General features: G+C 57.7%; 8 protein-coding genes and 1 pseudogene. 8 read left to right on the forward strand and 1 reads right to left on the reverse strand.

The genetic code is table 11. The features are described from left to right. Positions 1-180 (reverse strand): annotated as a pseudogene (locus Q7T64_RS15400) (DUF3597 domain-containing protein); the annotation flags it as partial. Positions 181-325: 145 nt separating this feature from the next. On the opposite strand from Q7T64_RS15400, the gene Q7T64_RS15405 reads away from it, so the two are divergent. The 8 genes from Q7T64_RS15405 (at position 326) to Q7T64_RS15440 (ending at position 6770) form a co-directional block, all read left to right on the forward strand. Then, positions 326-1243, forward strand: coding sequence for a manganese catalase family protein (locus Q7T64_RS15405; protein WP_304797511.1), 918 nt, complete (start codon positions 326-328; stop codon positions 1241-1243). Between the two features lie 73 nt (positions 1244-1316). Further along, positions 1317-2657 (forward strand): Nramp family divalent metal transporter, encoded by a 1341-nt coding sequence (locus Q7T64_RS15410; protein WP_304797514.1) that lies wholly within the window; start codon positions 1317-1319, stop codon positions 2655-2657. A gap of 266 nt (positions 2658-2923) precedes the next feature. Next, positions 2924-3307 carry a DUF6152 family protein gene (locus tag Q7T64_RS15415; RefSeq protein ID WP_304797517.1) on the forward strand — a complete coding sequence of 128 codons (384 nt, stop codon included), beginning with the start codon at positions 2924-2926 and terminating at the stop codon, positions 3305-3307. A 5-nt stretch (positions 3308-3312) separates the two neighbouring features. Beyond that, positions 3313-3786 (forward strand): DUF6644 family protein, encoded by a 474-nt coding sequence (locus Q7T64_RS15420; RefSeq protein ID WP_304797530.1) that lies wholly within the window; start codon positions 3313-3315, stop codon positions 3784-3786. 137 nt (positions 3787-3923) lie between these two features. After that, the gene (locus Q7T64_RS15425; RefSeq protein ID WP_304797519.1) at positions 3924-4550 is read left to right on the forward strand and encodes a cysteine hydrolase family protein; all 627 of its coding nucleotides are present in this window, start codon (positions 3924-3926) and stop codon (positions 4548-4550) included. A gap of 42 nt (positions 4551-4592) precedes the next feature. Further along, complete coding sequence (locus Q7T64_RS15430; RefSeq protein ID WP_304797522.1) at positions 4593-5591, forward strand: ABC transporter substrate-binding protein; 999 nt, start codon at positions 4593-4595, stop codon at positions 5589-5591. Between the two features lie 17 nt (positions 5592-5608). Further along, positions 5609-6409, forward strand: a complete 801-nt coding sequence (locus Q7T64_RS15435) for an ABC transporter ATP-binding protein (protein ID WP_304797524.1) — start codon at positions 5609-5611, stop codon at positions 6407-6409. Beyond that, positions 6399-6770, forward strand: coding sequence for a hypothetical protein (locus Q7T64_RS15440; RefSeq protein ID WP_304797527.1), 372 nt, complete (start codon positions 6399-6401; stop codon positions 6768-6770). Before Q7T64_RS15435 ends, Q7T64_RS15440 begins: the two co-directional genes overlap by 11 nt. The last annotated feature ends 70 nt before the right edge of the window (positions 6771-6840 follow it).

Here is a 6840-nt window from a genome sequence, read left to right on the forward strand (position 1 = left end):
GCTGTCGATGTCCAGCAGTTTCAGCAAGTCCACGATGAAGGTGCGCCAGTTCAGCTGCTGCTGGCGGATGTCGGAATCGGCAACCACGTTCCCCGTATCCGCGGGCGGGATCGGGCGTTCGCCCGATGGATTGAGCGTGCCCGACCTAGCTGTGCAAATTATGCCGGTCGGATCAGTCATAAGGACGCGCTAATGCCCTTGTGCTGCGCCCACTGCCGCCCCATCCGCCGCTCTTCGCCATGGCATATGTCTTGCAGCCTTTGCCGCCCCGACCCAAGCGCAATGGCGCTGGCTGTCCCACTCTTTCATCTTCGAGAGGATTCTGATGTTTGCACATAACAAGCGACTGCAATATACGGTGCGGGTTTCCGAGAGCAATCCCGGACTCGCAAATCTTTTGCTGGAACAATTTGGTGGCTCACAAGGCGAGTTGGCAGCAGCATGCCGCTATTTCACGCAAGCGATGGGCGAAGATGACCCGGGCCGGAAAGACATGCTGCTCGACATTGCAACCGAAGAACTGAGCCATCTGGAAGTGATCGGCACCATCGTCGGCATGCTCAACAAAGGCGCGAAGGGCAAGCTGGCTGAAGGCGTCGACTCCGAGGCCGACACCTACCGCTCCATTACCGGAGCCGGGAACGACAGCCATTTGACACAAGTACTTTATGGTGGCGGTCCGGCGCTGGTGAATTCAGCCGGGGTTCCATGGTCGGCGGCCTATGTCGATTCCATCGGTGAGCCCACGGCGGACCTGCGGTCCAATATTGCTGCCGAAGCACGCGCAAAAATAATTTATGAACGGCTCATGAATTGCACCGATGATCCTGGAGTGAAAGAAGCCCTGGGCTTCCTGATGACGCGCGAGATCGCGCACCAGAAATCTTTTGAAAAAGCCCTGTATTCGATCACCCCGAACTTCCCCCCGGGGAAAACGCCGGGTGACCCGGCCTTCACCAACGTCTACTTCAACATGTCCCAGGGCGATGGTGACATGCGCGGTTCGTGGAACAACGGCGACCAATGGAACTTCGTGAGCAATCCCAAAGAGCAAAGCGCCGTGGATGGCGGCGATGGCCAGGCCAGCGTGGTATTGAAAAAAGCTGAATCGGCGGCAGTCGAAGCGGCTGCCTTGCGGTCCGCCTCCGATCCGCAAGCGGACCCGACCACTGGTGCCGAACTGGGTGCAGCGCCGCAAGACGCCGGCCCAACAGCCACCAGACGTAAAGCGCCCAAACCCTGACAGGCTGATCTACCAGCACACGGCCGCATGACACAGTCCTGCGGCCCTCCCTGTGCATCTTGCGCCGCTTCAAATGCCACCACCGACCCTGGAAGCCAGCCCTGCCTGGCCAAGTTCCCCAATTGACACAGCCGATGCCGCCAATGGCTACCGCAGTGTGAAGGTATTTGAGCACGGTTCATGGATCAGGCGCTTTCTTGGCTTCATGGGGCCCGGCTACCTGGTGGCAGTTGGCTACATGGATCCCGGCAACTGGGCCACGGACCTTGGGGGAGGCGCGGCCTTCGGCTACGCGCTGCTGTGGATCATCATGTTGTCCAACCTGATGGCGATCATGCTGCAGATCCTGGCGGCCAAGCTGGGCATCGTCACCGGGATGGACCTGGCCCAGGCTTGTCGTGCCCACTATTCACGCCGTTCTGCATTCGTTCAGTGGGTCATGTGCGAGATTGCCATCTGCGCAACCGACCTGGCGGAGGTGATCGGCACTGCGATTGCCCTCAATCTGTTATTCAATGTGCCCCTGATCTGGGGCGTGACGCTGACAGTCTTTGACGTACTGCTGGTGCTCTGGCTGCAACAGCATGGATTTCGCTATCTCGAAGCCACCATCATCGGCTTGCTGCTGGTGATTTTTGTCTGCATCGGTGGCAACCTGGTGTTGGCACAGCCGCAGTGGGCGGCGGTTGCCGCCGGCTTTGTGCCCTCCCACCAGACCATCACCAATCCGAATTCGCTTTACCTGGCCATTGCCATCATTGGCGCAACGGTCATGCCGCACAACCTCTACTTGCATTCGTCCACCGTGCAGACCAGGCGCTACACGCTGTCCGATGCCGGGCGGCGCAATGCGCTGAAGTGGACCACGCTCGATGTCGTGATTGCCTTGCTGTTCGCCTTCCTGGTCAATTCAGCCATCCTGATCACCGCGGCGGCAGTGTTCCACCAGAACGGACACTCGGACGTGGCCGAGATCCAGGATGCCTATCACTTGCTGACACCTTTGCTGGGCACCTCATTGGCAAGCTTCATGTTTGGCCTGGCCTTGCTAGCCTCGGGCCAGAGTTCAACCCTGACGGCGACGCTGGCGGGGCAGATCGTGATGGAAGGTTATTTGCGGATACGATTGCCGGCCTGGGCGCGGCGGCTGGCAACGCGCTCGATTGCCATTATTCCGGCCTTGATTGCCACCGCATGGTTTGGCGAATCCGGCACCGCCCGCTTGCTGGTCTTCAGCCAGGTGATATTGAGCATGCAATTACCGTTTGCCGTCATACCGCTGGTGCGCTTTACCAGCGACAAGAAACTGATGGGCGAATACACCAACCGGCGCTGGCTGTGCTGCCTGGCCTGGCTGGCTGCGGGCTTGATCGTCGTGCTCAATGCCACCATGGTGATTTCGCTGCTGGTGTGACGCATGACGGTAATTTAAAGAGAGGCGCTGCGACACGAGCAATGCGGATGGCCCGTCAAGGATCGATGAACTGCTGCTGCGTCACACGCGACACGATCCAATCCGCTAACATACGATTTCCCGGCATCTTTCCCTTCGATCCCTTTCGGCCCTGCTTGCCTGGATCAGGCAACCCGAAAGCCGATTGAAAAATGGTAGCTGATCCCAAGCGTCTTCACCGGTCCTGGCGACATGCTTGCGTCAGGCGTGTAAAAAAGGAGAGTCGTATGGCGTCCATCAAACTGCGTCACCTTCTTGTCGGCATCAGCACTACCCTGCTGTTATCGACCACCGCTACCGCGCATCATGGCTGGGCTTGGGCAGAGGGCGAGCACACCAAACTGGTCGGAACGATCCAGGAAGTTTCCTTTGCCCCGCCGCATCCTTCCCTGGTGGTCAAAGTGAAAGGCGATGCATGGCAAGTCGATCTCGGCAATCCGAACCAGACGCAGCGCTCCGGATTTGCCGCCGGTTCTGCCAAGGCTGGCGATGAAATCACCGTCCTGGGCAACCGTTCACTCGACAAGAGCAAGAACCACATCAAGGCGGTTCGCATCACCATCAAAGGCAAGAACTACGACATGTATCCGGAGCGGATAAAGGACAATTGAACGCCGTGATGGCGGCGCTCGAATGGCTGTCCGCGAGTTTCCTCGCCCAGGCGCTGACGGCGTCGCCAACGCTTTACCTGTTCGTCAACGCCGCCCACATCTTGTCGATCGGCATTCTGGCCGGCGCGATCCTGCCGCTCGATCTGCGCATCCTGGGGTTTTTCAGCCGCTTTCCGCTCAGCGTTCTCGGCCCGTTCCTGTCGCGCTCCGCAATGGCCGGCGTGGTCCTTGCGATGCTGACCGGCATGACACTATTTACGGTAAAGGCGCCGGAATACGCGGCTAACGTGGCCTTCCTGACCAAGCTGGTATTGCTTGGCGGCGGCATTGCCAACGCGCTGCTACTGCACGCGCATGCGGGGTGGCAAGACGCCTTGAAAACGGAGCGCGCATCGGTGTCCGTGAAAGTTTTCGCCACCATTTCACTGATCGCCTGGATAGCTGCCATTGTCGCGGGGCGATGGATTGGCTTTCTGTGAAGGTACGCTGTGGTTCGCGAATCCTTCCCACCAAAAAAATTCCCATATGCAATATAGGGATATTGCACATCAGATTAACTCTATAAACTATATTGGCACTCGATTCACCATTTGCGGCGCAACATGAGGAGGCGATATTGCGACAGGCATTTCCGAAAACCTTCAGCGAAAAAGTAAACCCGGCCAGTACCGCCCTGCTTGTCATCGATGTCCAGAATGATTTTTGTGCTCCTGATGGCGTTTTTGGCAGCGCTGGAAATGATTTATCGATGGTGCAGGTAATCATGCCGGGCTTGCATGCACTGGTAGATGGTGCGCGCAATGCAGGCGTGACTGTTATTTTCGTGCAGGCGATTTACGACGCCGTTTACCTGCCGCCAGCCTGGCACGAGCGCAATGCCCGCATCGGCTTCGAGACCCCGCGCTGCCTGCGCGGCACCTGGGGCGCAGACTTCTACCAATTGAAGCCGCAGCCGTCCGAACTTGTCATTCAAAAGCACCGCTACAGCGCATTCGTCGATACCGAACTCGACGCGATCCTGCGCGGATTGGGAATCCGGACCTTGGTCACGACCGGCGTGGCAACCAATCTGTGCGTTGAGTCCACCTCCCGTGATGCCTTTATGAAAGGCTATTATGTGGCGATGGTGGATGATGCCTGCGCCACTTACCGGAAAGAGCAGCATGACGCCGCGCTGGCCAATATAGCGCTCGGCTTTGGCGTGGTAACGACCGTGAAAGAATTGCTCACAACGTGGGCGTAATGCCGGACCGAAATAACCCCTAGACCCCGAAGGAAGATAAAGATGAATTTTGTTCAAAAGGCTTTAGCGACCGTTTTGGCGGCTTCTGGCATGCTGGCCTCGCCAATGACGCTGGCGGCGGACGTGCGCATGAATGAAGTGCTTCGTAGCGTGTTCTATGTGCCCCAGTACGTTGCGCTGAAAATTGGCGCTTTTGAGCAGGAAGGCATCAATATCGTCGGGCCCAAGACCACTTGGGGCACGCAGGCCACCATCACCGAAATCATCAGCGGTGCTTCGGACATTGCCTTGCTCGGTCCGGAGGCCGCTGCCCTGACAAAGGATGCCGCGCCTGACCGGCGGCTGGTGAACTTTGTCAAACTCACGGATAGCGATGGTTCGTTCATCCTGTCCAAAACGCCAAACAGCAATTTCAAGATCTCCGACCTGAAGGGCAAGACAATCGTCACCGGTGGCGTCGGTTCCACCCCCTACACGGTACTGATCCACCTGATCAAGAAGGCCGGACTTGACCCGAAAAAGGACGTAACCGTCCGCTCGATTCCCGTTTCCGCGAATATCCTTCCCTCATTCCTGGAAAGCGGTGCTGATTACGCCCAGGTCTTCGAACCAGGTGCCGCAAAAGCAGTGAGCGAAGGCAAGGGCCATCGTGTCGCATCGGTTGCGGTATTGCTCGGTTCGGTCCCTTACACGGGGTACGCAGCAACGTCGAGCTACATCGACAAGAACCCGAAAATCATCCAGGGCTTTACGAACGCGATCTACAAGGGCTTGCTCTGGACAGACAAGAACTCCCCCCAGAAAATTGCCGAGCTGGTGTCGCCTTTCTTCAAGGATGTGCCCGTCCAGACCCTGGAAACGGTGATCGCCGAATACAAAAAGGTCAAGGTGTGGACCGTTGACCCGATCATCAGCCGCGAGGGAACGGACCGACTGGTGGGCTTACTGGTAGAGGGCGAGGTGCTCAAGCAGCGCGTGCCCTATGAGCAGATCGTGAACCCGAAGTTCGCGCAGAAGGCCAAGCAAGATATCAAGCCGTGATCGCAGGGGCTTGTGCAGTGGTCGAACAATTAGCACCGCGGAAAAAGAAACTCAGGGTGGAGCATGTCGGCTTTACCTACGTGACCGGGGCTGGTGAAACGCCAGCCTTGCTCGGTCTTGATTTCGACGTCTTTGACGGTGAGTTTTGCAGCATTGTGGGGCCCAGTGGCTGCGGCAAGTCGACCCTCCTGTCCATCCTGTCGGGGCTGCTCGCGCCGGACGAAGGACAGGTGCTACTGGACCAGAAGCAGATCAATGGCGTGAACGGGCAGGTCGGGTTCGTCTTGCAGAAGGACCACCTGTTTGAATGGCGCAATGTCATTCAAAACGCCGAGCTCGGCTTGGAACTGGCAGGCCGCGGGTCGCAGAAAGCGCGTGAGAAAGTGCATCAGATGCTGGATGCGTACGGCTTGGGACCTTTCAAGCATGCCTATCCTCACCAGCTGTCCGGCGGCATGCGCCAGCGTGTTGCGTTGATCCGGACCCTGGCCACGGAACCGGAACTCCTGCTGCTGGATGAGCCCTTTTCCGCTTTGGACTACCAGACCACGTTGCTGCTGGAACGAGACATGCACGAGATCATCCGTCGCAACAATAAAACGGCATTGATGGTCACCCACGACATCGAAGAAGCCGTTGCCATGTCGGATCGGGTGATTGTCCTGAGCAACCGGCCGGCGCGCATCAAACGCATTGTCGATGTCAAGCTGACATTGACCGGCGAGCGTACGCCGTTGACGTCAAGGGATGCGCCGGAATTCCGCGGTTACTGCAAATCGATCTGGGAGGATCTCGAAGGTGAGCAGCGTGCCAACTAAGTGGGGCGGCCTTGCCCGTGGAGCGGTTTCGCACCGCCATGCCCAATTCCTCCGATCCAAGCGACTGCGGCAGATCTGGCTGGTCGTTGCGCAAGTCGCCGTACTCGTCATTTTCCTGGGGGCCTGGCATTTCGCGGTCGCACTGCGCCTGGTTGACCCATTCATCATCAGCCAGCCGGGCAGCATCGCCGCCAAGCTAGGAGAAATGCTGGGGGATGGCTCACTGATGCAGCATTTGAAAGTGACCCTGGCGGAGACCTTGCTCTCGTTCGCGATTGGCACCATCGCCGGCATTATCATTGCTGGCATTTTTTGGATTGCAAAGATTATATCCGGGGAAGAAACCGGTGATTGTGCATAAAGATATTACGGATGATAAGTTTGTTATTGTCATTGAAGAGAAAAAAGAAATGTCAAAAAGTGAGATCAAT

Origin of the sequence: Lacisediminimonas sp., from assembly GCF_030645335.1 — a bacterium.
Taxonomy (GTDB): Bacteria; Pseudomonadota; Gammaproteobacteria; order Burkholderiales; family Burkholderiaceae_D; genus Lacisediminimonas.